This is a genomic window from Burkholderia sp. Bp9140, from assembly GCF_003853425.1.
In the GTDB taxonomy this organism is placed as follows: domain Bacteria; phylum Pseudomonadota; class Gammaproteobacteria; order Burkholderiales; family Burkholderiaceae; genus Burkholderia.
In genome coordinates, this window is record NZ_QTPQ01000035.1 from 18,381 (window position 1) to 43,390 (window position 25,010).

At 65.7% G+C, this 25,010-nt stretch carries 21 protein-coding genes, 1 tRNA gene and 1 pseudogene; 15 read left to right on the plus strand and 8 right to left on the minus strand.

Annotation, left to right across the window (positions count from 1 at the left end; all coding sequences use genetic code 11):
- Window positions 1–47: 47 nt before the first annotated feature.
- Complete coding sequence (locus DIE21_RS26510) at window positions 48–434, plus strand: integration host factor subunit alpha (protein WP_046545481.1); 387 nt, start codon at window positions 48–50, stop codon at window positions 432–434.
- 61 nt (window positions 435–495) lie between these two features.
- Window positions 496–906, plus strand: a complete 411-nt coding sequence (locus tag DIE21_RS26515; RefSeq protein WP_124500468.1) for a MerR family transcriptional regulator — start codon at window positions 496–498, stop codon at window positions 904–906.
- Between the two features lie 81 nt (window positions 907–987).
- Here the strand turns inward: DIE21_RS26515 and DIE21_RS26520 are convergent, their stop codons facing one another.
- Both DIE21_RS26520 and DIE21_RS26525 read right to left on the minus strand, forming a co-directional pair.
- Window positions 988–3,198 (minus strand): hypothetical protein, encoded by a 2,211-nt coding sequence (locus DIE21_RS26520; RefSeq protein ID WP_124500469.1) that lies wholly within the window; start codon window positions 3,196–3,198, stop codon window positions 988–990.
- A gap of 357 nt (window positions 3,199–3,555) precedes the next feature.
- Entirely contained in the window at window positions 3,556–4,434 is an 879-nt protein-coding gene (locus DIE21_RS26525) for a tyrosine-protein phosphatase (protein WP_124500470.1), read from the minus strand.
- Between the two features lie 333 nt (window positions 4,435–4,767).
- Between DIE21_RS26525 and DIE21_RS26530 the strand changes: the two genes are divergently transcribed.
- From DIE21_RS26530 to bamC, 3 genes are all read left to right on the plus strand, one after another.
- Window positions 4,768–5,481: a bifunctional 2-polyprenyl-6-hydroxyphenol methylase/3-demethylubiquinol 3-O-methyltransferase UbiG gene (locus DIE21_RS26530; protein WP_124500471.1), complete on the plus strand. Its 714-nt coding sequence runs from the start codon at window positions 4,768–4,770 to the stop codon at window positions 5,479–5,481.
- A gap of 172 nt (window positions 5,482–5,653) precedes the next feature.
- Window positions 5,654–5,730, plus strand: a tRNA-Pro gene (locus DIE21_RS26535).
- Window positions 5,731–5,871: 141 nt separating this feature from the next.
- Window positions 5,872–7,080, plus strand: coding sequence for an outer membrane protein assembly factor BamC (gene bamC, locus DIE21_RS26540; protein ID WP_124500472.1), 1,209 nt, complete (start codon window positions 5,872–5,874; stop codon window positions 7,078–7,080).
- 666 nt (window positions 7,081–7,746) lie between these two features.
- Here bamC and DIE21_RS26545 read toward each other — a convergent pair.
- The 3 genes from DIE21_RS26545 to DIE21_RS26555 all read right to left on the minus strand — a co-directional run bounded on the left by DIE21_RS26545 (window position 7,747) and on the right by DIE21_RS26555 (window position 9,359).
- Entirely contained in the window at window positions 7,747–8,004 is a 258-nt protein-coding gene (locus DIE21_RS26545) for a DNA-binding protein (RefSeq protein WP_124500473.1), read from the minus strand.
- A gap of 137 nt (window positions 8,005–8,141) precedes the next feature.
- Window positions 8,142–8,420, minus strand: a complete 279-nt coding sequence (locus DIE21_RS26550) for a hypothetical protein (protein WP_059684490.1) — start codon at window positions 8,418–8,420, stop codon at window positions 8,142–8,144.
- 222 nt (window positions 8,421–8,642) lie between these two features.
- A complete protein-coding gene (locus DIE21_RS26555; RefSeq protein ID WP_124500474.1) occupies window positions 8,643–9,359 on the minus strand; it encodes a YdcF family protein in 717 nt (238 codons plus the stop codon).
- A 157-nt stretch (window positions 9,360–9,516) separates the two neighbouring features.
- Here DIE21_RS26555 and DIE21_RS26560 point away from each other — a divergent pair, with 157 nt between their 5' ends.
- Window positions 9,517–9,834, plus strand: coding sequence for a hypothetical protein (locus DIE21_RS26560; RefSeq protein WP_006754206.1), 318 nt, complete (start codon window positions 9,517–9,519; stop codon window positions 9,832–9,834).
- A 180-nt stretch (window positions 9,835–10,014) separates the two neighbouring features.
- On the opposite strand, the gene DIE21_RS26565 is transcribed toward DIE21_RS26560, so the two are convergent.
- The gene (locus DIE21_RS26565; RefSeq protein ID WP_124500475.1) at window positions 10,015–10,266 is read right to left on the minus strand and encodes a hypothetical protein; all 252 of its coding nucleotides are present in this window, start codon (window positions 10,264–10,266) and stop codon (window positions 10,015–10,017) included.
- A 201-nt stretch (window positions 10,267–10,467) separates the two neighbouring features.
- Window positions 10,468–10,863: pseudogene (locus DIE21_RS26570) on the minus strand (transposase); the annotation flags it as partial.
- 431 nt (window positions 10,864–11,294) lie between these two features.
- On the opposite strand from DIE21_RS26570, the gene DIE21_RS26575 reads away from it, so the two are divergent.
- From DIE21_RS26575 to truB, 9 genes are all read left to right on the plus strand, one after another.
- Window positions 11,295–12,197 (plus strand): LysR family transcriptional regulator, encoded by a 903-nt coding sequence (locus DIE21_RS26575; protein ID WP_124500476.1) that lies wholly within the window; start codon window positions 11,295–11,297, stop codon window positions 12,195–12,197.
- 64 nt (window positions 12,198–12,261) lie between these two features.
- Complete coding sequence (locus DIE21_RS26580) at window positions 12,262–13,464, plus strand: pyridoxal phosphate-dependent aminotransferase (RefSeq protein WP_124500477.1); 1,203 nt, start codon at window positions 12,262–12,264, stop codon at window positions 13,462–13,464.
- A 272-nt stretch (window positions 13,465–13,736) separates the two neighbouring features.
- On the plus strand, window positions 13,737–14,747 hold the full coding sequence (gene scpB, locus DIE21_RS26585) for an SMC-Scp complex subunit ScpB (RefSeq protein ID WP_124500478.1): 1,011 nt from the start codon (window positions 13,737–13,739) through the stop codon (window positions 14,745–14,747).
- A 60-nt stretch (window positions 14,748–14,807) separates the two neighbouring features.
- Window positions 14,808–16,517: a 23S rRNA pseudouridine(2605) synthase RluB gene (rluB, locus tag DIE21_RS26590; RefSeq protein ID WP_124500479.1), complete on the plus strand. Its 1,710-nt coding sequence runs from the start codon at window positions 14,808–14,810 to the stop codon at window positions 16,515–16,517.
- A gap of 418 nt (window positions 16,518–16,935) precedes the next feature.
- The gene (gene rimP / locus DIE21_RS26595) at window positions 16,936–17,394 is read left to right on the plus strand and encodes a ribosome maturation factor RimP (protein WP_014897219.1); all 459 of its coding nucleotides are present in this window, start codon (window positions 16,936–16,938) and stop codon (window positions 17,392–17,394) included.
- Window positions 17,394–18,869, plus strand: a complete 1,476-nt coding sequence (nusA, locus tag DIE21_RS26600; protein ID WP_124500480.1) for a transcription termination factor NusA — start codon at window positions 17,394–17,396, stop codon at window positions 18,867–18,869. Before rimP ends, nusA begins: the two co-directional genes overlap by 1 nt.
- Before the next feature lie 91 nt (window positions 18,870–18,960).
- Complete coding sequence (infB, locus tag DIE21_RS26605) at window positions 18,961–21,885, plus strand: translation initiation factor IF-2 (RefSeq protein ID WP_124500481.1); 2,925 nt, start codon at window positions 18,961–18,963, stop codon at window positions 21,883–21,885.
- A gap of 115 nt (window positions 21,886–22,000) precedes the next feature.
- Window positions 22,001–22,399 (plus strand): 30S ribosome-binding factor RbfA, encoded by a 399-nt coding sequence (gene rbfA, locus DIE21_RS26610; protein ID WP_050012484.1) that lies wholly within the window; start codon window positions 22,001–22,003, stop codon window positions 22,397–22,399.
- Between the two features lie 13 nt (window positions 22,400–22,412).
- The gene (gene truB, locus DIE21_RS26615; RefSeq protein WP_124500482.1) at window positions 22,413–23,345 is read left to right on the plus strand and encodes a tRNA pseudouridine(55) synthase TruB; all 933 of its coding nucleotides are present in this window, start codon (window positions 22,413–22,415) and stop codon (window positions 23,343–23,345) included.
- Window positions 23,346–23,435: 90 nt separating this feature from the next.
- Here truB and DIE21_RS26620 read toward each other — a convergent pair whose 3' ends face one another.
- A complete protein-coding gene (locus tag DIE21_RS26620; protein WP_124500483.1) occupies window positions 23,436–24,995 on the minus strand; it encodes a DHA2 family efflux MFS transporter permease subunit in 1,560 nt (519 codons plus the stop codon).
- Window positions 24,996–25,010: the final 15 nt, after the last annotated feature.

The following is a 25,010-nucleotide window of genomic DNA, read 5'->3' on the forward strand; positions in this document are numbered from 1 at the left end:
GGCTTTTCCCCATCGTGAGTTTTGGTTTAACGCGCTGTATGGCAGATATGAACGACATGACCTCGAGTGAATTCGAAGCCCTCCTGACGGCGCAACGCAGCGCCATGAACCGCGACGCTTCGGCGCCGGCGTCCACCGAGACGCCGACGCTGACGAAAGCGGAACTGGCGGAGCTGCTGTTCGACAGCGTCGGGCTGAACAAGCGTGAAGCGAAGGACATGGTCGAGGCGTTTTTCGAAGTGATCCGCGACGCGCTCGAAAACGGTGAAAGCGTCAAGCTGTCGGGGTTCGGCAATTTCCAGCTGCGCGACAAGCCGCAGCGTCCGGGCCGCAATCCGAAGACGGGCGAAGCGATTCCGATCGCGGCCCGCAGGGTGGTAACCTTCCACGCGAGCCAGAAGCTGAAGGCGCTGGTCGAAAACGGCACGGAGTAACGCCCGCGCGCTGTCGTCTCTGCGCGGCCGCCGCGCACCCTTTACCGACGGTTAACCGACGATGACCACTACGGTTGAGAAAGTCGTCTTGCCTCCGATTCCCGCGAAGCGCTACTTCACGATCGGTGAAGTCAGTGAGCTGTGCGGGGTCAAGCCGCACGTGCTGCGTTACTGGGAACAGGAATTCACGCAGTTGCGGCCGGTGAAGCGGCGTGGCAATCGCCGGTACTACCAGCACCACGAAGTGCTGCTGATCCGGCGGATTCGCGAGTTGCTGTACGAACAGGGGTTCACGATCAACGGGGCGCGCAACCGGCTCGATTCGCCGGGCGGCGAACGCGCTGCGGCGCCCGTCGAGCCCGACGCCCCGGCCGCCGATGCGCGTGTGCCGGACAGGCCGGGGGCAACGGTCGACGTGATTGCGTTGCGGCAGGCGCTCCTCGACGTGATCGAGGGACTGAAGCACGACTGAGTGCGACGCCCGAATCAGGAAAAAGCCCGGTTGGCGAAGTTCAGCGCCACCGGGTTTTTTCATGCGTGCGTGTCCTCGATGTCAGCGCGATGCGAGCGGATCCGGCTTGCCCATGTCGACGACCAGCGTGCCGTCCGGCAACATCCGCACCGAGCCCTGCGCGACCTGGCGGCGGTAGCCGTACAGGTCGAAACGCATCGGGCCGGCCTCGGCCGAATTCCGGATCAGCGCGCGCACGTTCAGTTCGAGCACGTTGAACATCTTCATGTCGCCGCCTTCCATCCACATGTAGCTCGGCGCGTCGATCTGCGGCCGCTTCGGCACGGGTGTGTCGGCGGCGCGCCGGAACGTGAGCCGCAGTCCGTCGCGTTCGACCGTCGCCTCGCCGAGCTTGCCGTTCAGCACCGGCGGCGGAAAGACGGTGTACTGGTCGAGCACGAGCGTGTCGCCGCGCAGTTGCGCGCCGCGGCGCTGCAGCGGCGTCAGCGACGCGAGCTCGATGCCGAGCGAGCGCAGCAGTTTCGCCTGCGGGATGCCGAGCACCGACACCTGCGACGGCTTGAACGCGAGGTGCCGGTCGTCGAGCACCGACAGCGCGCCCTTCATGTCGGTCGGCAGCCACACGCCGGGCACGTGATTCCAGAGCTTGATGCCGCCCTGGACGCGCAGGTCCTGGCCATCCGCGCTCAATTGCAGGTCGTTCAGCGAGCGCGGCGCGTAGTCGAGCAGGTAGTTGTTGAAGAGCGCCGACATCGCCTTCCATGATTCGACGACCGTCCCGCCGAGAATGCGAATGTCGTACTGGTTCGGATCGTCGAGGTCGACCGGTTCGCCGGGCCGTTTCGCGATGAGCTGCACGTCGAGGTCCTCGACATGGAAGCCGATGTCGCCGGACAGGTTGAAGTCGACGTTGTGCAGGTGGATCGTCGGGTGGCGGTTCGACACGTGCCGTTCGTTGAACGGCGTGGTCGACGAGCGCCGCATCGCGACTTTCTGCATGCCGAATCGCTCCGTGCCGGCCATGAGCGCAAACGCTTCCCAGTGCTGGCGCGAGTCGCGCAACGCGTCCTGCTGCGCGGCGAGGAAGCTGTCGTTCAGGCGGGCGGCGGCATTGCCGAGCGCGGCGCCGCTCGCGGGGCCCGCATACGACGGCATCCGGATCGCCATCGCGCCGCTTTCGTCGAAATTGAAATAGCCGGCCGACACCTGGTCGCGATAGTGGTACAGGTCGAACACGAAATTCTGGTCGCGCTTCGTCGGATCGACGGGGCCGATCAGGATGTCGGCGTTCATCGGCATCGAGCGCATGAATTTCACGTCGCCGCCGCGGATGAACATCGCCTGTTGCGGCGCATTCGCGGGCAGCGCGAAGCCGGCGTGCGAGCCGTCGTCGAGCGTCAGGTCGAGGCCTGACGGCGTCACGCGCAGCGCGGCGATCCTGATCTTCAGCCGCGGCGGCGGCATCAGCTTGTCGACCGACATCACGAGGTCGTCGCCGGCGAGCCGCGCGATCGGCGTCTCGACCTTCAGCAGATCGGCCATCTTCACGTTGGCCGCGCGCATCACCGGCTGCGCATTGATGCCCGATACGCGCACCCCGGTCGGGTGGAACACGAGCTGGCTGCCATCGCGGATCGCGAGCGTGCCGGTCAGCGAGAACGGCACCCAGCCGTCGCGCTGCATCTCGCCTTGCAGATGGATCACGCCGTCGCCGGCCGATACCGCGAGCTTGCGCAGCGGCGCGTTGCGGTAACCGAAAATGTAGGTGTTGAAGAGCGCGGTCAGCTTCGCGTTGTCGAGCGTGACCGTGCCTTCGTGCACGTCGATCTCGAAGCTCGTCGGATCATCGAACACGATCGGTGCGCCGGCCTGCGTCGGCACGAGTGTCGCGGACAACTGGTGGATGAAGAAGCCGAGGTTGTTGACGATGCGGAAATCGACATCGCGCAGAAACGTCATCGCACCGTTCTGGCCCGAGTCGCGCAGCGTGAACGGGCGTGGCTGCGTGAGGCTGATCGACGCGAGCGACGGCACGGTGCGGGCGATCTGCTGTTCATGGGCGAGGCGTTCGGCTTTGACGCGCTCGATCTTCGTCGATGCGGCCGACCCGCTGCCGTCACGCTGCGCAGCCGGTTCCGCGCAGCCGGCACAGAGCAGCGCGAGCGCAAGCGCGCTGCAGCCGAGCGCACGGGAGGTGCCCTGTGAAACCGAGGCGGCCGCGCGCCGCGGGCCGGCCATCCAGTCGAACCTTGCCAAAGGCGTGCGATGGCCGCGCCGGACCGCATTCCGCATCGTCTGTCTCCATGTCTTTGTCGTGATCGACGAGGGCGCGCGGCCGATGCGCGGCGCGGACGTCGATGCCGTGCAGTGTGGCATAGCGCGCTAGAGCGGCGTTACCAAACAGCGGGCGTCCATGCAAGGCTGGCCGGCGCACGACAGGACAATGGATTCCCGATGGCGGGTCGCCAGGATCAAACGGTCGTTTGGTTTTGCGGTCGAGGCGGGCGGCGCGCGCCGCGTCGATCGGCAAACCGGCGTCGGCGTGGGCAGACGCGGGTTTTCGTGCCCGATGAAGGTTGCGGTCCGAGGCGGGAGCAGGCGGCAGGGCGGCGACGGACGCGGTATCGCTATTGCCGCCTGCACGATCGATCAGACCAGCAGGCGCTGCCGGATCGCATTCTGCGTCGTCTGGTCCAGCTGCAGGCCGTCAACGAGGTAGGACGCCATCGAGCCGTACGACATAACGACCTGATCGAATGCCGCCTGCAGATAGGCGGCCTGCGCGCTCTGCAGCGCGGCCATCATGTCGGCCGCGTCCTGCCCGCCGCTCTTCTGTGCCTGCGCGACATACGCCGCGATTTCCGACGCGCTGTAGACGTTGGTCAGCAGATAGTCGGCGAGAATCGTCTGCCGGGGGACCCCGAGGACCGTGTGCAGAACGGCCGTCGCCCAGCCGGTGCGATCCTTGCCGGCCGTGCAGTGGAACACCAGGTTGCCGCCGGACGCGGCAAAGCCGGCGAATAGCGTGTGGTAACTCGTCCGCGCCGTATCCGATGTCACGAACGCCCGGTACATGCTTTGCATGAAGGCTGCGGCAGTCGTGCCGCTGGTCGGAAGCGGGCCGAGATTGGCGACGCCGAGCACGTTGAGGTTCTCCCAGATGGCGCCGGCCAATGGCACATCCGGCTGCGCATGGATCTCGGACGTCGTGCGCAGGTCGCACACCTGCGTAATGCCGAGCGTATCGACCGTTGCGAGGTCGGCCGCGGACAACGCGAGTGCGGACGAACGGTAGATCACGCCTTTTTTCGTCAGTGCGCCGCTCGCGGTGGCATAGCCCGTTCCGTTCGGTCCCGCGGTGTCACGAAAGTTTGCTGCCGAACCGAGCCTGGGTGTCGTGACGGGGGCGACCGCGATCGAGTCACCGCCGCATGCGGACAGAAGCGACGCGCTTCCCAGTGCGATGCCCAGCGTTCCGGCACCCAGCCGGAGAAAGTGTCGACGGGAAATTTCGTTTTTCTGATTCATTCACTGGCCTTTGTCGAAGACGGTGACAGGAAGTCGCGACTGCGGCTGCGACCGAAGCCGCTGCCGGCACGCCGCGCCGCGCGGCAAAGCGCGGACGTACCGTATCGATCCGGCATGCAGTCGGACGATGCGCCGTGCGCGTCGATCTCGCGCCGGGTAAGCGCACGGTAGCGATCCGCGGCGAAACGGCCATCGTCCTTTTCGATTAGGGCGCAACAGGGGTGACCGGTGCGATTCGCGCAACTTGCCGTACGTGCGACGGCCGCGGCGCGGTAAGATCGGCATCAGTGGCTGGATAGATCAAAGCATGGTGGCCGACACGGGGGAGGCGTCATGGATCTGAAGGAACTCGACGTATTGGGAGCGGATGTCGGCGATCACTGGTACTACGCGTCGAAGGCGAGCGCGATCCGTCGGTTCCTGGGCACGTCGGACGCGCACCGGATACTCGATGTCGGCGCGGGCTCGGGATTCTTTTCGAAGCATTTGCTCGAGTGCACGCGGGCGACGGAAGCGTGGTGTGTCGATACGAGCTACACCGACGATACCGACGGGGAGGCGGCCGGCAAGCCCGTTCATTTTCGCCGGGCCGTCGATCGATTCGATGCCGATCTCGTGTTGCTGATGGATGTTCTCGAGCACGTCGACGACGATGTCGGGTTGCTTGCGCGATATGTGGCGGGCGCGCCGAAGGGCAGCCGGTTCCTGATCACGGTTCCCGCGTTTCAGTTTCTCTGGAGCGCGCATGACGATTTTCTCGAGCACAAGCGCCGGTACACGCTCGACGGTCTCGAAGACGTCGCGCGTCGCGCAGGGCTGGAGGTCGAGCACGGCGCATACTACTTCGGCCTCACGTTTCCGCTCGCGGCGGCATTGCGACTGAGCGAGCGGGCGCGCCGGCAACCGCGCGAGCCGGCGTCGCAATTGCGCCGGCACCATCCGGTCGTCAACGGTTTGCTCAAGCTGATCTGCCGGGTCGAGTTGCCGATGTTCCGGTTCAACCGGGTGGCGGGCCTCACGGTCATCTGTGTCGCGCGCAAGTCATGAGCATCAGCGGGTTGCTTGGCCGGTACATGGGCGCGGCGGGATGCGCGTTGCCGCCCGCATCGAGGCCGGCTCGTCTCGTCACGGCGTTTCGCAAAAAATTTCACAGGAATATTCACAAAATGCATGCGACCCGTTCTAAACCGGGCAACTGTCTGTTATAATTTTTTTCTTTCGGGGCGTAGCGCAGCCTGGTAGCGTACCTGCATGGGGTGCAGGTGGTCGGAGGTTCAAATCCTCTCGCCCCGACCAGACAAAGAACCCGCGTCAGTTCAGGCTGGCGCGGGTTTTTTCTTGCCCGTCGCTTTTTTGCACATCCCGGCGCGGCCCCGGTAAAATGCAAGGTTGATCCACGGAAAGCGCCGTGATTTAGCGGAAGAGGATTCCCCGAACATGACTGATCTTCGTCTTACCATGCGGTTCGCTGCAGTGCTCGCAACCGGCGCGCTCGTCGCCGGTTGCGGTACGTCGTCGCCCACGAAAGTGGACTACAAGAGCGATTCGAAATCGAAGGAAGCGTCGCTCGCAGTGCCGCCCAACATGCTCGACGAGACGGCCGATCAGCGTTCGCTGCCGCCACAGGGCGGCGCGACTTCCCTGTCTGCGCTTCAGCAGGTCCAGCATGCGGCGCCCGCGACGGACACCGTCGCGCCCGCCGTGGCCGGCATGCATATCCAGCGCGACGGCACCGAGAGCTGGCTCGTGATCGACGGCAAGAAGCCGGCGGACATCTGGCCGCAAGTGCGCCGTTTCTGGCAGGAGCAGGGCTTCCTGCTCGTCGTTGACCAGCGCGACAAGGGCGTGATGGAAACCGACTGGAACGAAACCCATCCGCAGATCAACGACGGCTTGATCCGTAGCGTGATCTCGAAGGCGATGGGCAACTCGTACGTGACGGCCGAGCGCAACAAGTACCGTACGCGCCTCGATTCGGCGCCGAACGGCGGCTCCTACGTGTTCATCAGCCAGAAGGGCATGCGCGAGGCGATCACCGGTGCGAACAACGATTCGAGCAAGTGGGAAGCGAAGCCGAACGATCCGGCGCTCGAGACGGAATACCTGAAGCGGCTGATGGCGGTGCTCGCGCAGAACGAGCAGCGTGCGAAGAACGGCGAGCCGCCGGTCGCGAACATCAACGACAACACGGTGCCGAAGGACAAGAAGGCGGATACCGACGCATCGAAGGCTGCCGCCGCCGCGATCGCCGCACAGAACGTCGCGCGCACGTCGTCGCAAGCCAACGACGTCGATTCGGGCTCGGTGCCGTCCGAAGTCACGCTCGGCGAGCCGTACGACCGGTCGTGGCTGCACGTCGGCCTCGCGCTCGATCGCGCGAACTTCACGGTCGACGATCGCGATCGCGCGAAGGGTCTGTATTTCGTGCGCTACGTCGATCCGAAGGATCTGAGCGCGGCCGAGCAGGGCTTCTGGAGCCAGCTGTTCCACGGCAAGAAGGAAAAGCTGGCGAAGCAGTATCGCGTCAACGTGAAGGCGCTGACGCCCGACCAGACGCGCGTGGCAGTCGTCGACGATTCGGGTGCGATCGATGCGTCGTCACCGGCCCGGCAGATCATGGGGCTGCTCGTGAATCAGCTGCGCTGATCGCGGTACGCTTCCGGTCTTCGAAAAAACCCGCCTTTCGGCGGGTTTTTTCATTGTCACGCGCGTCGGTGCGGGCATCTGCGGGGCGTTCGATTCCTCCGTGTGACGTTACGTAACATCCGCGCGTTACGGCGGCGGAACACGTGTTACGTCGTCATGACCGAGAAAATATCCTTATAGATCAATGGTGTGCTTTCGAAAATATACCTGGCACGCAAACTGCTCTATAAGTTCGAATCGTTAGGACAGGGAGGATGGCGTCAGAGAACGGGCGGGTGTCGCGAGCGCTCGACCAACGGTCTCGACGTCTTCAGATGCCGGCGCTGCGAGCGCCGGCGCAACCGATGACGATCCGCGCCGTGCGCGGATCTCGATGGCCCCGTCGCCTTTCCTCGTAGGGCGACGGTTTCGCCCGCGCTTCTTCTGAAGCGCGGGCAATTTTTTTTGTGGGGCCGCAACACGAGGGCACGCCGATCCGGTTGACGCGATTCGTATTCGCGAGCATTGGGCGGGCGAGGCTGCGTTGACCGCGCAGGCGTGTTCGACGTTCATTCTCGCTTGCCGCGGAGCGGTCGCGGACTGGATCGATCGTTCCGGGATTTGCGAGCTGTCGAGGCGCGTGGGCGAAGTGGCGCGGCCGGACGCGTTGCCGGCCGCTGCGACGCGTCAGTGCGACGCGCTGGGTACGTCGAGGATCAGGATGATCGTCCAGTCGGCATCGCCGTCGTGGTGATACTGGCGTTCGGCGACAATGAACGGTTGCTGCTTGCCTTGCGGACCGAGGAAAAGCACGTCGCCCTCCATCGGCAGGCACTCGATCGGCGGCAGCGCGAGGAAGGCGTCGTCCGAGCCGCGCGGCATCAGTTGCTTGATCTTGCGAGTGGCTTCTTCGGTCCACTCGATGTCGAGATGAATGTTGCTCATGCTGTCCTCCGCACCGGGGTGCGCACGGGTGGAAAAATTCGGTGCGCGACTTTAGCACAGCGCGCAGGCGCCGCAACCCAAAAAGCCGAACCCGGTTGCCCGGATTCGGCTTTTTCGCTTGTGCGGTGCCGCCGAACTTACTGGCTGGCAGCGTCTGCCGGAGCGGCCTTGGCGGCCTTCTTGCCGGCCTTCTTCGCTGCCTTGTGGTGAGCGGCCTTCTTGGCGTGGTGCTCTTCCTGCGCCGCCGGCTGTGCAGCCTCGGCCGCTTGCTGCTGTTGCAGTGCCTGTGCGCGCTGCTCGATCTCGGCGATCTTGGCCGGGTCGGTGATGGTCTGGATTTGCGTGCTCTCTTGCGCATACGCTGCGCCAGTCAGCGCCGACATCGCGACCAGAATAGCCAGGGACGTCTTCTTCATTGCTTTACCTCCGCTAAGTGGTGATGAACCCGAATGTTGCCGTTTTGTCTGGCGACTGCAAACGAGTGCGTGTCGAGTGTAACAAAAGTGACGGATCAATGTGCACTGGATCGAGGCGCAGCGCAAGGCCCCGTTGAAGTCGCGCAACACTTCATGCATGCCGTCACGCGCATGCCATTCCGGGCGGTGCCGTCGCTTTCGCTGCCGGTGCGCGTAGCGTCGTCAAAACCACCCGAGCCATCGATAGACGTGGAACTGCGCGATGCCGACCAGCTCGTGCAAGGCCTGGTTCGCGTCTTCCAGGTTGCGCCAGCGGGGCAGCCAGCCCGTTTGCGCACGCCGGCGATTCGAATAAACGGGCTGCGGATCGATGCCGAAACGGCGGAAATCGAGCAATGCGCGGCGCATCTGGTAAGACGATGCGACGAGAATGCGCGTGTCGTCATGTTGTGAGCGTAGTATAGACGCAGTGAATTTCGCATTTTCGTAGGTCGTACGGCTGTTCGGCTCGAGCACGAGGTCGCCGGGAGCGACGCCTTCCGCGACCAGCCGGCGCCCGTAGACGGCCGCCTCGGTTTCGCCGTGATGTTGCGGGTCGCCGCCCGACATCACCACGGTGCAGCGGGTGGCCTGCTGCAGGCACGTGCGATAGAGCGCCGCGGTCATGCGGATGCGCGCTTCTCCGTCGGGAGGCGGCCGCAGGCCGGTTTCGCCGCGCCGCGTGCCGACGCCGAGGGCGATCAGCGTGGTCCGGCCGTGCATGTCGGGGTGCTCGACCGGTGTCACGCCCGCCTCGGTCCACGCGATGAGCGGCGCCGCGAGCCAGCCTGTCGCGAGCAGCCAGAACAGCGCGACGCCGACGATCGCGATGAGTCGCCGCCGCTTGCGGCAGAGCAGGAAACAGACGAAGAGAAGTGCAAATGAATCGAACAGAATCAATTTGATTGGGGTATGGTGTCTTTTTATGGACGGCTGATGATCCGGCCCTGACGCGACGCCGAACGTCGGCCTCCAGAATCGGTGGCGGTATCGGCGGGCGGAGCTCCCGCCCGGCGCGCCGCTTCGCATTGTCGCTGCACTTTAAGAAAGAATCGAGATGGCCACGTATTCCAACGAAGCGGTGCTCGACGCATTGAGACGAGTGCAGTACCGCCAGGTACCGTGGGCGCGCCGCCCGGGCGTGTTCGAGTATCTCCGGTCGCTAGGGCTGATGGACACGGTCAGGCAGAAGACCGTTGCTCCAGCACCGGGTTTCCATGCCCCGGTCGACATCGCGGTGCTGACCGATAACGGTCGAGCCGAATGTGCGCGCCTCGAGCGCGACGAGAAATTGCTTTCCTGGACCGATCGCCGTATGGACGACTACGCATTGAGCGAAGCGAGTGCCGTGGCGATTCTCGAAAGCCGCCTCTAGAGGCGTACGCCTGTCCTCATACGACACCTCAAAAAAAAAGCCCGTATCGCGAGGATACGGGCGTACCGGATACTTTTGCTGTTGCCACGCTGTGCTCATGGCAACGAATGTGACTCGTCGCGTATCGAGCAGTTCCCGAATCCGGGAATTTTCTTTGGCGAAATCCCGCAGGTTGCCGGGCTACGGATGACGCGGCAGGTCGGACGGCTGCGAGCCGATGCGCGCACGCGCGTTGCTGGCGATGTCGCCGCGCAAGTCGCCGCGCGGCACGGTCTGGCGGTTGGGCGGCGTGACGGGCGGTTGCTGGCGAAGGGTGTTCCGGTGATCTTGCTGGCGGTGAGGCGGCTTCGCGCGATCGTCGGCGCGAACGGGGGCGGTCAGCGCCAGCGAAATGACAATGCCGCATGCGACGAGCAGTGACATTGGTTTCATGGCGGGGCTCCCTTCAAGCCATCGGCGCGGCTTGTTGATATGTCGCTAAGGTAAGCGCGGGAGTGCAGGCTTGCTGTAAATAATCGTAAATAGATGTATCGCGGCGCGACAACGGTAATCGACGACGACGCGATCGCCGCGCAACGCGCGTGGCGCTGAAAGAAACCGGGCGGCCGAAGCCGCCCGATCGAGCATGCGTTACGCCATCTTCACGGGGGCGCGCCAGGATTCCGGGTTGGTCCAGAAGGCGCCGCGCAGCCGGTCGCGGCTCGGCGGTGCGGGCGGCTTCGTCGCGCTTGCTCCGATGCGCCCGCGCAACGAGATCTGGCGGCCGCTCGTGCCGAGTCGCTTGACGATTTCGGCGAGCGTACCGTCTGCCTGCCATTCGTCGAAGCGACGGCGGCAGGTCGGCGGCGACGGATAGCGGCCCGGCAGCTTCGACCAGCCTTCACCCGTCGACAGTACCCACAGCACGGCGTTGACCACCGAACGTGCCTCCACGCGCGGACGGCCGCGCCGTTCGCTCCGTGCGGGTTCCGAGCAAAACAGACCTTCGACCAGCGCCCACTCGTTATCTCTCAAATCGTCGAACAGCATCATGTCCTCACCTCAGCGAAGCTAACTCCGGTGCGCTGCCCTGCGCCGCGCACTCTTCAAGCACTCGAACGTCGAGTGCCGGGTGGGGGCGTCCGGTTGGCCGGCAGCGGCGTTTCTGCCTTCCGTCCGACGAGAACCTGCGCCCTGTGCGCCAGGTAATGCACGATGTGTGCCACGTCGGAGGCGATTCCCTCGAGAGCCGCTTGGCAGCGGGCTAACGGCTAAGTCAGCTAGGGGCGTATAAGACGCCAAAATAACCCGCCAGCAAATCGGGACAATCACCAATCTTGTGCAATTCGCCCGCGCCACGTGCGTTTGCGCGAATATTGCACCGCAGCGAAACATGTGCGATCGATGCCGGATTCGCACATCGGAGCGTGTTTCGCGCATTAAAATCGCGCATCGATGTCGACGAATGATGAGGTGAGGGGATGAACGTTACGCTGCGCCAGCTTCGCGTATTCATCGAGGTTGCGCGGCTCAGGAGCTTCAGTCGCGCGGGCGGCGAGATCGGGCTCACGCAGTCCGCGGTCAGCCGTTGCGTGCGCGAGCTCGAGGCGGAACTCGGGCTGAAGCTGATCGACCGCACGACGCGAGACGTGCAACTGACCGACGTCGGGACGAACCTGATCGCGAGCGTCTCCCGCCTGATCGACGATCTCGACGACACGCTGCGCGAGATTCGCGAGATCGGCGAGCAGCGGCGGGGGCGCGTGATCGTCGCCGCGAGCCCGACCATCGCGTGCCGGCTGATGCCGCGCGTCGTCGCGTCGTGCGAGCGCCGGTTCCCGTTCGTCACGCTCGGCCTGCGCGACGACGTGCAGAGCGACGTGCTGCGCAAGGTCAAGTCGAGCGAGGTCGATTTCGGCGTCGTCATCGGGCCGCTCACCGTTGCCGATCTGGTGTGCGAACCGTTGATGACCGATTCGTTCTGCCTGGTCGCGCGCGCCGATCATCCACTTGCGGCGCAGGCCGAGGTGCCGTGGACGGCACTCGACGGCGAGCGCCTCGTGCTGCTCGATCATGCGTCCGGAAGCCGGCCGCTGATCGACGCTGCGCTGGCCGCCCATCGGGTGAATGCGACGGTCATGCAGGAACTCGGGCATTCGGCGACGGTATTCGGGCTCGTCGAGGCCGGCGTCGGCGTGAGCGTGCAGCCGTGGCTGTCGCTGCCGCTGCCGGCCGGATCGACGCTGGTCGCACGGCCGCTGACGCCGCGCACCGAGCGCACCGTCGAGCTGGTCCGGCGCCGCGACCGGTCGCTGTCACCCGCCGCGCAGGCGATCTGGGAGCTCGCGCGCCAGATGCCGGCGCGGGCGGAAGATCTCGACTGAGGGTGCGGATCCGGCGCGCCCGCCGGTACACTACGCGGATCGTGTTCCTCGGTGGCGGTGCTCGATGACGCATTTCGCAGATGTCGGCCCGGCGACGGGCGAGCCGGCGGCACGCAGCGCGGTCCATGCGCTGCGGCCGTCGCTGATCAGGGAGGTGGCGAACGCCGGCTTCGGCATGCCCGACGTGTTGCCGTTCTGGTTCGGTGAATCCGATCGCGTGACGCCGGCATTCGTTCGCGACGCGGCCGCGGCGGCGCTGCGAGACGGCGCAACCTTCTATACGCACAACCTCGGCACCGTCCCGCTGCGCAACGCGATCGCGGCCTACGTGAGCGCGCGTCATGGCGCGACGGCGGCCGATACGATCGCCGTGACGAGTTCGGGCGTGAGCGCGCTGATGCTGGCCGCACAACTGCTGGTCGGGCCGGGCGATCGCGTCGTCGCGGTCACGCCGCTCTGGCCGAACCTCGTCGAAATCCCGAAGATCCTCGGTGCGCAGGTCGAATGCGTGCCGCTCGGCCATGGCGACGCGGGCTGGCGGCTCGACGTCGACCGGCTGCTCGCGGCGCTGACGCCCGATACGCGGATGCTGTTCGTCAACTCGCCGAACAATCCGACCGGCTGGACGATGTCCCGCGACGACCAGCAGGCCGTGCTCGCGCATTGTCGACGTCACGGTATCTGGGTGGTCGCCGACGAAGTGTACGAGCGACTCGCGTTCGGCGCGGGCGGCGCGTCGTCGTTTCTCGATATCGCGTCGCGCGACGAGCGGGTGATCGTCGTGAATTCGTTCTCGAAGGCCTGGGCGATGACGGGCTGGCGGCTCGGATGGCTGGTCGCGCCGGCGTCGGTCATGGGCGATCTGTCGAAGCTGGTCGAATACAACACGTCGTGCGCGCCGGGTTTCATCCAGTCCGCGGGCGAAGTCGCGCTGCGCGACGGCGAGCCGTTCGTGCAGTCGTTCGTCACGGCGCTGCGCGGCGCGCGTGACCATCTGGTCGCCGCGCTGTGCACGTTGCCGGGCGTCGACGTGCCGCCTCCGCCGGGCGCGATGTACCTGTTCCTGCGCTTGCCGGGCGCGGACGACAGCCTCGCGTTCTGCAAGTCGCTGGTGCGCGAGGCAGGGCTTGGACTGGCGCCGGGGCGCGCGTTCGGCCCGGAGGGCGAAGGGTTCGTGCGCTGGTGCTATGCGTGCGATCCGGCGCGGCTCGATGCGGGCGTCGAGCGCTTGCGCCACTACCTCGCGCGCGGCGCGGGCCGGCGCTGAAGCGGGGACAGAGCGCCCGCGGCGTGCGGACGGCAGGTCGTTCGGCTCATCTTTACGCACCGGACGATTTTGCGTAAGATGGCGCTCAGTCACGCGGTTCCGTCGTTGAGCCGTGCTGTTCCGTCCGGTTTGGGCCTGGCCTGAAGTTGGTTCGCCGCCCCCGGTTCGTGCTCCCATCAATATGACCGATCAGAATCGGGCGAGCGCGTCTTCCGTTCCTTTCGTCTGTTTGTTGATCCGGTTCGTTTGACCACAGGGTCTGGCCTAGCTGCATGAATACCCAAGAGGCGAAGATCGTCCTCGAGACTGCTTTGATCTGCGCGCAGGAACCGCTGAAGCTCGGCGATTTGCGCAAGCTCTTTGCCGACGGCGTGTCGGCTGACACGGTCCGCACGTTGCTCGAAGATCTGAAACAGGATTGGTCCGGCCGCGGTGTCGAACTGGTGGCGCTGGCAACCGGATGGCGCTTTCAGAGCAAGCCGGCGATGCGTCACTATCTGGATCGACTGCATCCCGAGAAGCCGCCGAAATACTCGCGCGCGGTGCTCGAAACGCTCGCGATCATTGCGTATCGGCAACCCGTTACGCGCGGCGACATCGAAGAGATTCGCGGCGTCACGGTCAATACGCAGGTGGTCAAGCAGCTCGAGGATCGCGGCTGGATCGAGGTGATCGGACATCGCGACGTGCCGGGACGTCCGGCGCTGTACGCGACGACCAAGCAGTTCCTTGACGATCTCGGCCTGAAGGCGCTCGACGACCTGCCCGCGCTCGAGGAGCCCGCCGCGAACATCGAGGCCGCGCTGCTCGCGCAGCAGGCGATGGATTTCGACGGCGATGCGCCGGCGGCGGAAGCGGTGCCGGAAGCCGGCGAAGCGGCGGTCGGCGAGCCGGGCGAATTGCCGGGCGGCGCTGGGACGGACGTCGCGTCGACGCAGGAAATACCGAACCGCGATACGCTGGAAGCTGATCGCGTTCACACCGAACAGGGCGGCGCCGAAGCAGCGCCGGCCGGCGGGCAGTCCGAGCCGCTGCGTGCGGAATGGAACGAGGAAGATCGCAAGCCGGCCGCCGACGCGGTTGCCGGAGACGGAGCGGAAGCGGCCGGCGACATGCCGGGCGAGGCTGGCCAGGCCGATGTCTCGCGCTCCCGTCCCGCGGACGGCGAGATGCTGGACGATACGTCCGACAGCCTCGCCGATGCCGTACGCAGCGCCAGCGCGCCCATCGGCGCCGACGTGCTGCCGGACGACGAAGCAGAACCCGAACAGCGCCGCGCCTGATCGCGGCCGACTTCTTGCCGCGCCCGCGCCGGGCGCGAGACCTGACATTTTGAGGTTGTTTTGACAGATATCCACGATATTGAATCGTCCGCGCCTGCCGTGCAGGCCGCGCGTGCCGACGATACGCCGGAGCAGGACGCTCCTGCCGCGGGTGGTGACGAGCGTCCCCGCCGCGGCCTGCGGCGCGGCCCGCGCAGCCTGATCGCCCGTCGCCGCGCGGCGGCCAAGTCGAAGGGCGCCGATGGCGAGCCGCAGGGCGGCGAAGGCGCCGACGCGCAGCCGGCCGAGGCCGCGGAAGCGCAGCCCGCACGCGCGCCGCGCAAGGAAGCCGCGGCCAAGGGCGGCCGCAAGCCGGCCGGCAAGCGTGAAGGCGCAGCCAAGGGTGCCCAGGGCGGGCAAGGCGGCCAGGGCCGGCGCGGCAGCGCGGCGAAGGGCGAGAGCGGCGCGGCGAAGGCCGAAGGCGATGCAGCGCCGCAGGACGATCTGTTCGCCTATGTGACGTCGCCGGCCTTCGATGCTGACAACGCGGCGGGCGGCAGCGGCGTACGAGCGCCGATGCTGCGTCGCGGTCGCAACCAGCCGACGAACAAGCGCGTGCTGTCACCGGACGATGACGCGCCGAAGCTCCACAAGGTGCTCGCGGAAGCCGGCATGGGCTCGCGCCGCGAAATGGAAGAGCTGATCGTCGCCGGTCGCGTGTCGGTGAACGGTGAGCCCGCGCACATCGGCCAGCGCATCATGCCGACCGACCAGGTTCGCATCAACGGCAAGCCGGTCAAGCGCAAGCTGCCGAACAAGCCGCCGCGCGTCCTGCTGTATCACAAGCCGACGGGCGAAATCGTCAGCCACGCGGATCCGGAAGGTCGCCCGTCGGTGTTCGACCGCCTGCCGCCGATGAAGACGGCGAAATGGCTTGCGGTGGGCCGCCTCGACTTCAACACCGAAGGTCTGCTGATGCTGACCACGTCGGGTGACCTCGCGAACCGCTTCATGCATCCGCGCTACAGCGTCGAGCGCGAGTATGCGGTGCGCGTCGTCGGCGAGCTGTCCGAAGGGATGCGTCAGAAGCTGCTGCATGGTGTCGAGCTCGATGACGGCCCGGCGAACTTCCTGCGCATTCGCGACGGCGGCGGCGAAGGCACGAACCACTGGTATCACGTTGCGCTGGCTGAAGGCCGCAACCGTGAAGTGCGCCGGATGTTCGAAGCGGCCGGCTTGATGGTGAGCCGCCTGATCCGTACGCGCCACGGTCCGATCCCGCTGCCGCGCGGCTTGAAGCGCGGTCGTTGGGAGGAGCTCGACGAGGCGCAGGTGCGCAAGCTGATGGCGACCGTCGGCCTGAAGGCGCCGTCCGAGGAAAAGGGCAAGCGCGGTGGCGGCGGGCAGGCCGAGCGCCGCCAGCCGGATCCGATGCAGACGTCGATGGGCTTCATCGGCCGTGAGCCGGTGCTGACGACCCATGGTCAGCTCGACCAGCCGCGTCGCGGCGGCGGCCGCCGCGGCGCCCCGGGTCTGCCGGGCCTGAGCGGGTACGGCAGCCTGCCGGTTTCGCCGTCGGGCCATGGCAACCGCTCGGGCGGTCGCGATGTCGACGGCAATCGCGCGTCGTATGGCGCCGGTCCGAAGCATGAAGGCGCGGGCGGCAAGCGCGGTGGCAGCAAGGGCGGCAACCGCAATCCCAACGGCAATCGTGCCGAAGGCGCCGGCAACGGCGGCGGCGGTGCGCGCGGTGGTCAGCGTCCGCAGCGCAATCGCTCGCGCGGTCGCTGAGCATTTCTGGCGTACGGCGGCGTGAAGCCGCCGGTGGGCCGGCGAAATCGGCGTGAGTCCGGTTGGGTCGGCACCTCGCGCTGCGTGATTTGCTTTTGACTGCATATATATCGCGCTGCCGGATTGTGCCGCCTGCTCGGATAGTCCGGTTTTGCATGTTTGGTCGGTAAAGGCGGGCTGGGCGCTGCTTTTACCGGCTGGCTTGGCGTTTGCGCCAAAAATCGCTATAATCGCGGAGTCGCTGGGCGTACGGATTCAATGTGCGGCTCAGGTGCGACCACCAGTAAGAAGATGGGCGTTCCGCCCATTTTTTTTTGCTGAAACGGTTAGGCATCTCGGGTAGCGCTTCCTGCGCCGGCTAAGGCGCGCGCCCGCGGGTGAATCGCGAGCGGCGGGCGCGAACACCTGAGAGGACACTGTGCAACTGACGGAACTGATAGAAACCACGGTCACCGGGCTCGGCTACGAGCTGGTGGATCTTGAGCGCACCGGGCGCGGCATGCTTTGCATCTATATCGATCAGCCTGCCGGCATCTCGCTCGAAGATTGCGAAAAGGTCACGCGTCAGCTCCAGCACGTCTTGACGGTCGAAAACATCGATTACGAACGGCTCGAAGTCTCGTCCCCGGGGCTCGACCGCCCGTTGAAGAAGCTGGCCGACTTCGAGCGCTTCGCCGGCAGCGAAGTTTCCGTGACCTTGAAAAAGCCGCTGGACGGGCGCAAGACGTACCGGGGCATTCTGCACGCGCCGAATGGCGAAACGATCGGTTTGGAATTTGAGAGGAAGAAGGGCGAGGCGGCCATGCTGGATTTCACGCTGGCCGATATCGACAAAGCCCGCCTGATTCCGCAAGTTGACTTTAGGAGCCGCAAATAATGAGTCGCGAAGTGTTGATGCTGGTGGATGCGCTGGCGCGCGAGAAAAACGTCGACAAGGATGTGGTGCTGGGCGCCCTCGAGGCTGCGCTCGCGTCCGCTTCCAAGAAGCTGTTCGACGAAGGCGCCGAAATCCGCGTCCATATCGATCGCGAAAGCGGCGAGCACGAGACCTTCCGTCGCTGGCTCGTCGTGCCCGACGAGGCAGGCTTGCAGGAACCGGATCGCGAGATCCTGCTGTTCGAAGCACGTGAGCAGAAGCCCGACGTCGAGGTCGGCGAATTCATCGAGGAACCGGTGCCGTCGATCGAGTTCGGCCGCATCGGCGCGCAGGCCGCCAAGCAGGTGATCCTGCAGAAGGTGCGCGATGCCGAGCGCGAGCAGATCCTGAACGACTACCTCGAGCGCGGCGAAAAGATCATGACGGGTACGGTGAAGCGCCTCGACAAGGGCAACTTCATCGTCGAATCGGGCCGTGTCGAAGCGCTGCTGCGTCGCGACCAGCTGATCCCGAAGGAAAACCTGCGCGTGGGCGACCGCGTGCGTGCGTACATCGCGAAGGTCGACCGCACCGCGCGCGGTCCGCAGATCGAACTCTCGCGCACGGCGCCCGAGTTTCTGATGAAGCTGTTCGAGATGGAAGTGCCGGAAATCGAGCAGGGCCTGCTCGAGATCAAGGCAGCCGCTCGCGATCCGGGCGTGCGCGCAAAGATCGGCGTGATCGCCTACGACAAGCGGATCGATCCGATCGGTACTTGCGTCGGCATCCGCGGCTCCCGCGTGCAGGCCGTGCGCAATGAGCTCGGTGGCGAAAACATCGACATCGTGCTATGGTCCGAGGATCCCGCCCAGTTCGTGATCGGCGCGCTCGCGCCGGCAGCCGTCCAGTCGATCGTCGTCGATGAAGAAAAGCACTCGATGGACGTCGTCGTCGACGAGAACGAGCTGGCTGTCGCGATCGGCCGCAGCGGTCAGAACGTTCGCCTTGCCAGCGAACTGACCGGCTGGCAGATCAACATCATGACGCCGGACGAATCCGCTCTGAAGCAGGGTGAAGAGCGCGATCGACTGCGTGCGCTGTTCATGGCGCGTCTGGACGTCGACGAAGAAGTTGCCGACATCCTGATCGACGAAGGCTTCACGAGCCTCGAAGAGATCGCTTACGTGCCGCTCAACGAAATGCTCGAAATCGAGGCGTTCGACGAGGACACCGTGCATGAGCTGCGCAACCGCGCACGCGACGCACTGTTGACGATGGCGATCGCGAACGAAGAAAAGGTTGAAAACGCAGCGCTGGACTTGAAGGGCCTCGACGGCGTTACGCCGGAGTTGCTCACGAAGCTGGCCGAACACGGCATGCAGACGCGCGACGATCTCGCCGAGCTGGCCGTGGATGAACTGGTCGACATGACCGGGATGGAAGAGGATGCCGCTAAGGCGTTGATCATGAAAGCACGTGAACACTGGTTCCAGTGAGAAATGACCATGGCGCACTGATTTGATGGCGGCCGTATGGCCTGACCCGATGCTAACCGCAAGGAATCGGTCCTTGCACTAAGAGGAATGAATGGCGAGTAACAACGTAGCCCAATTTGCCGCGGAACTGAAAATGCCTGCTGGTGTGCTGCTCGAACAGCTGCAGGCAGCGGGCGTCCAGAAAGCGAGTGAAGACGATGCGCTGTCCGAGGCGGACAAGGCGCGTCTGCTCGATCATTTGCGCAAGTCGCACGGCGCAACCGACGGCGACAAGCGCAAGATCACGCTGACCCGCAAGCATACGTCGGAGATCAAGCAGTCTGACGCGACGGGCAAGGCTCGCACCATTCAGGTCGAGGTCCGCAAGAAGCGTACGTTCGTCAAGCGCGACGACGTGGCCGAGGGTGCGGAACAGGGTCAGGCGCAGGTCGCCGATGCGGACGACGATGCGGAACTGAAGCGTCGCGAGGAAGAAGCGCGCCGCGAGGCCGAGCTGCTCGAGAAGCAGGCGCAGGAGCTGCGCGAGCGCCAGGAACGCCTCGAGCGCGAGGAAGCCGAGCGTCGCGCCCGCGAGGAAGCGGCCGAAGCCGAGCGCCGCCGTGCGGAGGAAGAAGCGGCGTCGAAGCGTGCCGCGGCCGAAGCCGCAGCGGCACAGCAGGCTGCTGCCCAGCAGGCCGCCGAGGCTCAGCAGGAAGCAGCCGGTGCGCAGTCCGCGCAGGACGAAGCACGCGCGGCCGCTGAACGTGCGGCCCAGCGCGAAGCGGCGAAGAAGGCCGAGGACGCTGCCCGCGAGGCGGCGGACAAGGCGCGCGCCGAGCAGGAAGAGATCAGCAAGCGTCGCGCGGCCGCCGAGGCGGAAGCGCGTGCGATTCGCGAAATGATGAACACGCCGCGCAAGGCCGTGGTCAAGGCAGTCGAGCCGCCGAAGCCGGTCGAGCCGCCGAAGCCGGCCGAAGCGAAGGGCACGCTGCACAAGCCGGCGAAGCCGGCAGGTGCGGGTACGCCGGCGCGTCCGGCTGCAGCAAAGAAGCCGGCCGGCGCAGCGCCGGCGACCACGCAGGCACCGGCAGGCGCGGGCGACCGCAACAAGAAGCCGGGCGCAGGCAAGGGCGGCTGGCAGGACGACGCGGCGAAGCGCCGCGGCATCAAGACGCGCGGCGATTCGAGCGGCGGCGTCGATCGCGGCTGGCGCGGCGGCCCGAAGGGCCGTGGCCGTCACCAGGACAGCGCATCGTCGTTCCAGGCGCCGACCGAGCCGATCGTGCGTGAAGTGCACGTGCCGGAAACCGTGTCGGTTGCTGATCTCGCGCACAAGATGTCGATCAAGGCCTCGGAAGTCATCAAGGTGATGATGAAGATGGGCCAGATGGTCACGATCAACCAGGTGCTGGACCAGGAAACGGCGATGATCGTCGTCGAGGAACTGGGCCATCGCGCGGTCGCCGCGAAGCTGGACGATCCGGAAGCGCTGCTGGTCGAAGGCGAAACGACCACCGATGCGGAGCAACTGCCGCGTCCGCCGGTCGTCACGGTGATGGGTCACGTCGACCACGGCAAGACCTCGCTGCTCGACCACATCCGCCGTGCGAAGGTTGCGGCGGGCGAAGCGGGCGGCATTACGCAGCACATCGGCGCATACCACGTCGAAACGCCGCGCGGCGTCATCACGTTCCTCGATACGCCGGGTCACGAAGCGTTCACGGCAATGCGTGCACGCGGCGCGAAGGCGACCGACATCGTGGTGCTGGTGGTGGCTGCCGACGACGGCGTGATGCCGCAGACGAAGGAGGCGATCGCCCACGCGAAGGCGGGTGGCGTGCCGATCGTCGTGGCAATCAACAAGATCGACAAGCCGGAAGCGAACCCCGATCGCGTCAAGCAGGAACTGGTCGCGGAAGGCGTCGTGCCGGAAGAATACGGTGGCGATTCGCCGTTCGTACCGGTGTCGGCCAAGACGGGCGCCGGCATCGACGATCTGCTCGAGAACGTGCTGCTGCAGGCCGAAGTGCTGGAACTGAAGGCACCGGTCGAAGCGCCGGCCAAGGGCCTCGTGATCGAAGCGAAGCTCGACAAGGGCAAGGGCCCGGTCGCGACGATCCTCGTGCAGTCCGGTACGCTGAACCGCGGCGACATCGTGCTCGCGGGCTCGGCCTACGGCCGTGTGCGTGCGATGCTCGACGAGAACGGCAAGCCGACGAAGGAAGCCGGCCCGTCGATCCCGGTCGAAATCCAGGGTCTGTCGGAAGTGCCGGGTGCGGGCGAGGAAGTGATCGTGCTGCCGGACGAGCGCAAGGCACGTGAAATCGCGCTGTTCCGTCAGGGCAAGTTCCGTGACGTGAAGCTCGCGAAGCAGCAGGCCGCGAAGCTGGAAAGCATGCTCGAGCAGATGGGCGAAGGCGAAGTGCAGAACCTGCCGCTTATCGTCAAGGCCGACGTGCAGGGCTCGCAGGAAGCGCTCGTGCAGTCGCTGCTCAAGCTGTCGACCGACGAAGTGCGCGTGCAGATCGTGCACAGCGCGGTGGGCGGCATCAGCGAAAACGACGTCAACCTCGCGACGGCATCGAAGGCGGTCATCATCGGCTTCAACACGCGTGCGGATGCACAGGCGCGCAAGCTGGCCGAATCGAACGGTATCGACATCCGCTACTACAACATCATCTACGACGCAGTGGATGAGGTGAAGGCGGCGATGTCGGGCATGCTGGCGCCGGAGAAGCGCGAAGTCATCACCGGTACGGTCGAGGTGCGCCAGGTGTTCAAGGTGCCGAAGATCGGCGCGGTCGCTGGTTGTATGGTCACGGACGGTATCGTCAAGCGCTCGTCGTCGGTTCGCGTGCTGCGCAACAACGTCGTGATCTTCACGGGCGAACTCGAGTCGCTGAAGCGCTTCAAGGACGACGTGAAGGAAGTGAAGCAAGGCTTCGAGTGCGGTATGTCGGTGAAGAACTTCAACGACATCGTGGAAGGCGACCAGTTCGAAGTCTTCGAAGTGACCGAAGTCGCGCGTACGCTGTAACCGTCGCGCATCGGCTCATGGGCGGGGCAGGCTTGGGCTTGCTCCGCCCATTTTCATGGTGGCGTGCCAACAATGGCCCGCCGCTTCATCCTGATAAACCGATCACGGATCGATCATGTCCAGGAAACGTACTTCCCCCAATCGCAACGTTCAGATCGCCGACCAGATTCAGCGCGATCTGTCCGAACTCATCATGCGCGAGGTCAAAGACCCGCGCGTCGGCATCGTGACCATCCAGAGCGTGGAACTCACGCCGGACTACGCGCACGCGAAGGTGTATTTCACGGCGCTCACCGGCGATCCGGACAAGACGCAGGAAGCGCTGAATCACGCGTCGGGTCACCTCCACAACCTGCTGTTCAAGCGCTTGCACATTCATACGGTGCCGACGCTGCATTTCCATTACGACCAGACGATCGAGAAGGCCGTGGAAATGTCGCGCCTGATCAAGGAAGCCAACTCGACGCGCGCGAAGGACGACGACGAAGCCGACGCGCCCGCGAAGGACGATTGAGCGCGCGCGCCCTATGACGACTGCAGCCCCCCAGCGTCCACGCGTGCCGCGGCGCGCGCTGGACGGCGTCCTCCTGCTCGACAAGCCGGTCGGCCTGTCGAGCAACGACGCCCTGATTCGCGCGAAGCGCCTGCTTCTCGCGAAGAAAGCCGGCCATACCGGCACGCTCGATCCGCTGGCCTCGGGCCTGTTGCCGCTGTGCTTCGGCGAGGCGACGAAGTTCTCGCAGGACTTGCTGGAAGCGGACAAGACCTACGAAGCGACGATGCGTCTCGGCGTGCGCACGACCACCGGCGACGCGGAAGGCGACGTGCTCGACACGCGCGCCGTCGAATGCGACCGGACGGCGGTGGAAGCGGCACTCGCGCGCTTTACCGGCGAGATCGTGCAGGTGCCGCCGATGTACTCGGCGCTCAAGCGCGACGGCAAGCCGCTGTACGAATATGCGCGCGCGGGCCAGACCGTCGAACGGGAAGGCCGCAACGTGACGATCCATGCGCTCGACCTGTTGGCCTGCGAGCTGCCGGACGTGACGTTCCGCGTGACCTGCAGCAAGGGCACGTATGTGCGCACGCTGGCCGAGGATATCGGCGAAGCGCTCGGTTGCGGCGCGCATCTGACGATGCTGCGTCGCACGGGTGTCGGTGCGCTGACGCTCGAGCATGCGGTGACGCTCGACGCGCTGTCCGACGCTGCCGAAGCGGCGCGCGACGCGTGGCTTCAGCCGGTCGACGCATTGCTGTCGACGTTCCCGCTGGTGCGTCTCGACGAAACCAGCGCAAAGCGGTTCCTGCACGGCCAGCGGTTGCCGCTGTCTGCGCTCGCTTCGATCGACGCGGCGGAGGGCGAGCGTGTGCGCGTGTACGACGCGGTACGGCTGCTCGGCGTGGCGCGCAAGGTCAACGGCGTGCTCGCTCCCGAGCGCCTCGTCGTGACGGCTGCATGATTCACGGCGCGCAGGCGCTGTCGACATGAAAGAAAGCCCGGTCGGAACGACCGGGCTTTTTGTTGGGCAATGCCCGTTCGAGCGCGGCGCTCAGTGCGCGGCCGACGCCGCCGCACCCGCATCGCCGCCGCCCGCGCGTTCGGGCTTCGTGATCCAGATCAGTCCGATCAGCAGCACGAAGATCGCCGCCGAGATGTAGAACAGATCGTTCACGCCGAGTTGCGCGGCCTGCTGCGTAGCCATGTTGTTGATGAGGCCGTGCGCCTGGTCCGGCGTCAGCCCGAGGTTGCCCATCTGCGTGACGGCCTGGTTGAACGTCGGGTTGTACGGGTTGGTCTGCTCGACCAACTGCGCGTGGTGGAAGTTGTTCCGGTGGTCCCACGCGGTCTGGAAGATCGACGTGCCGATGCCGCCGCACATGATCCGCACGAAGTTCGACAGGCCCGATGCCGCGGGAATGCGGTGGCCGGGCAGGCCGGACAGCGTGATCGACACGAGCGGGATGAAGAAGCCGGCCATCGCGATGCCTTGCACGAGCGTCGGCAACGTCAGCGACCACTCGTCGACGCCGGTCGTGTAGCGCGAGCGCATCCAGAAGCACAGCGCGAACGTCAGGAACGCGGCGGTCGCGATGTAGCGCGGATCCGTGCGCGGCAGGAACTTGCCGGTCAGCGGCGACAGCAGGATCGCGAACAGCCCGACGGGCGCCATCACGAGGCCTGCATCGGTTGCCGTGTAGCCGATCTGGGTCTGCAGCCACAGCGGCAGCAGCACGAGGTTGCCGAAGTAGAGCCCGTAGCCGACCGCGAGCGCGATCGTGCCGCCGGTGAAGTTGCGCATGCGGAACAGCGACAGGTCGACGACCGGATGTTCCGCCGTCAGCTCCCAGATCACGAAGAACGCGAACGAGATGACCGCGATCAGCGCGAGCGCGATGATCGTCGTCGACGAGAACCAGTCGAGATCCTTGCCCTTGTCGAGCATGATCTGCAGGGAGCCGACCCACAGCACGAGCAGCGCGAGGCCGACGCCGTCGATCGGCGCGCGGCGCACCGTCGATTCGCGCGTGCGATAGATCGACCACGTGGCCAGCGCGGCGGCGATACCGACCGGGATGTTCACGTAGAAGATCCACGGCCACGAATAGTTGTCCGAGATCCAGCCGCCGAGGATCGGGCCCGCGACCGGTGCGATCAGCGTCGTCATCGACCATAGCGCGAGCGCCATCGGCGCCTTCGCGCGCGGGTAGCTCGACAGCAGCAGCGATTGCGACAGCGGAATCATCGGTCCCGCGACCGCGCCCTGGAGCACGCGCGACGCGAGCAGGAACGGCAGGCTCGGCGCGAGCCCGCACATCCACGACGAGATGACGAACAGGATGATCGACGCGAGGAACAGGCGAACCTGTCCGAAGCGGTCGGTCAGCCAGCCCGTCAGCGGCACGGAGATCGCGTTCGCGACCGCGAACGACGTGATGACCCACGTACCCTGGTCGGACGACACGCCGAGGTCGCCCGAGATAGTCGGGATCGCGACGTTCGCGATGGACGTGTCGAGCACGTTCATGAACACCGCGAGTGATACCGCGATCGTCCCGAGCACGAGTTGCCCGCCCTGCAGGGGCGGGTGGGAGACAGGAGCCTGTGCCATGTCGGTTGTTTTCCC

Excerpts from the sequence above, each read along its gene's own strand:
- DIE21_RS26510 (WP_046545481.1), top strand. The coding sequence starts at position 48 with ATGAACGACATGACCTCGAGTGAATTCGAAGCCCTCCTGACGGCGCAA.
- DIE21_RS26515 (WP_124500468.1), top strand. The coding sequence starts at position 496 with ATGACCACTACGGTTGAGAAAGTCGTCTTGCCTCCGATTCCCGCGAAG.
- DIE21_RS26520 (WP_124500469.1), bottom strand. The coding sequence starts at position 3,198 with ATGCGGAATGCGGTCCGGCGCGGCCATCGCACGCCTTTGGCAAGGTTC.
- DIE21_RS26525 (WP_124500470.1), bottom strand. The coding sequence starts at position 4,434 with ATGAATCAGAAAAACGAAATTTCCCGTCGACACTTTCTCCGGCTGGGT.
- DIE21_RS26530 (WP_124500471.1), top strand. The coding sequence starts at position 4,768 with ATGGATCTGAAGGAACTCGACGTATTGGGAGCGGATGTCGGCGATCAC.
- bamC (WP_124500472.1), top strand. The coding sequence starts at position 5,872 with ATGACTGATCTTCGTCTTACCATGCGGTTCGCTGCAGTGCTCGCAACC.
- DIE21_RS26545 (WP_124500473.1), bottom strand. The coding sequence starts at position 8,004 with ATGAGCAACATTCATCTCGACATCGAGTGGACCGAAGAAGCCACTCGC.
- DIE21_RS26550 (WP_059684490.1), bottom strand. The coding sequence starts at position 8,420 with ATGAAGAAGACGTCCCTGGCTATTCTGGTCGCGATGTCGGCGCTGACT.
- DIE21_RS26560 (WP_006754206.1), top strand. The coding sequence starts at position 9,517 with ATGGCCACGTATTCCAACGAAGCGGTGCTCGACGCATTGAGACGAGTG.
- DIE21_RS26565 (WP_124500475.1), bottom strand. The coding sequence starts at position 10,266 with ATGAAACCAATGTCACTGCTCGTCGCATGCGGCATTGTCATTTCGCTG.
- DIE21_RS26575 (WP_124500476.1), top strand. The coding sequence starts at position 11,295 with ATGAACGTTACGCTGCGCCAGCTTCGCGTATTCATCGAGGTTGCGCGG.
- DIE21_RS26580 (WP_124500477.1), top strand. The coding sequence starts at position 12,262 with ATGACGCATTTCGCAGATGTCGGCCCGGCGACGGGCGAGCCGGCGGCA.
- scpB (WP_124500478.1), top strand. The coding sequence starts at position 13,737 with ATGAATACCCAAGAGGCGAAGATCGTCCTCGAGACTGCTTTGATCTGC.
- nusA (WP_124500480.1), top strand. The coding sequence starts at position 17,394 with ATGAGTCGCGAAGTGTTGATGCTGGTGGATGCGCTGGCGCGCGAGAAA.
- infB (WP_124500481.1), top strand. The coding sequence starts at position 18,961 with ATGGCGAGTAACAACGTAGCCCAATTTGCCGCGGAACTGAAAATGCCT.
- rbfA (WP_050012484.1), top strand. The coding sequence starts at position 22,001 with ATGTCCAGGAAACGTACTTCCCCCAATCGCAACGTTCAGATCGCCGAC.
- truB (WP_124500482.1), top strand. The coding sequence starts at position 22,413 with ATGACGACTGCAGCCCCCCAGCGTCCACGCGTGCCGCGGCGCGCGCTG.
- DIE21_RS26620 (WP_124500483.1), bottom strand. The coding sequence starts at position 24,995 with ATGGCACAGGCTCCTGTCTCCCACCCGCCCCTGCAGGGCGGGCAACTC.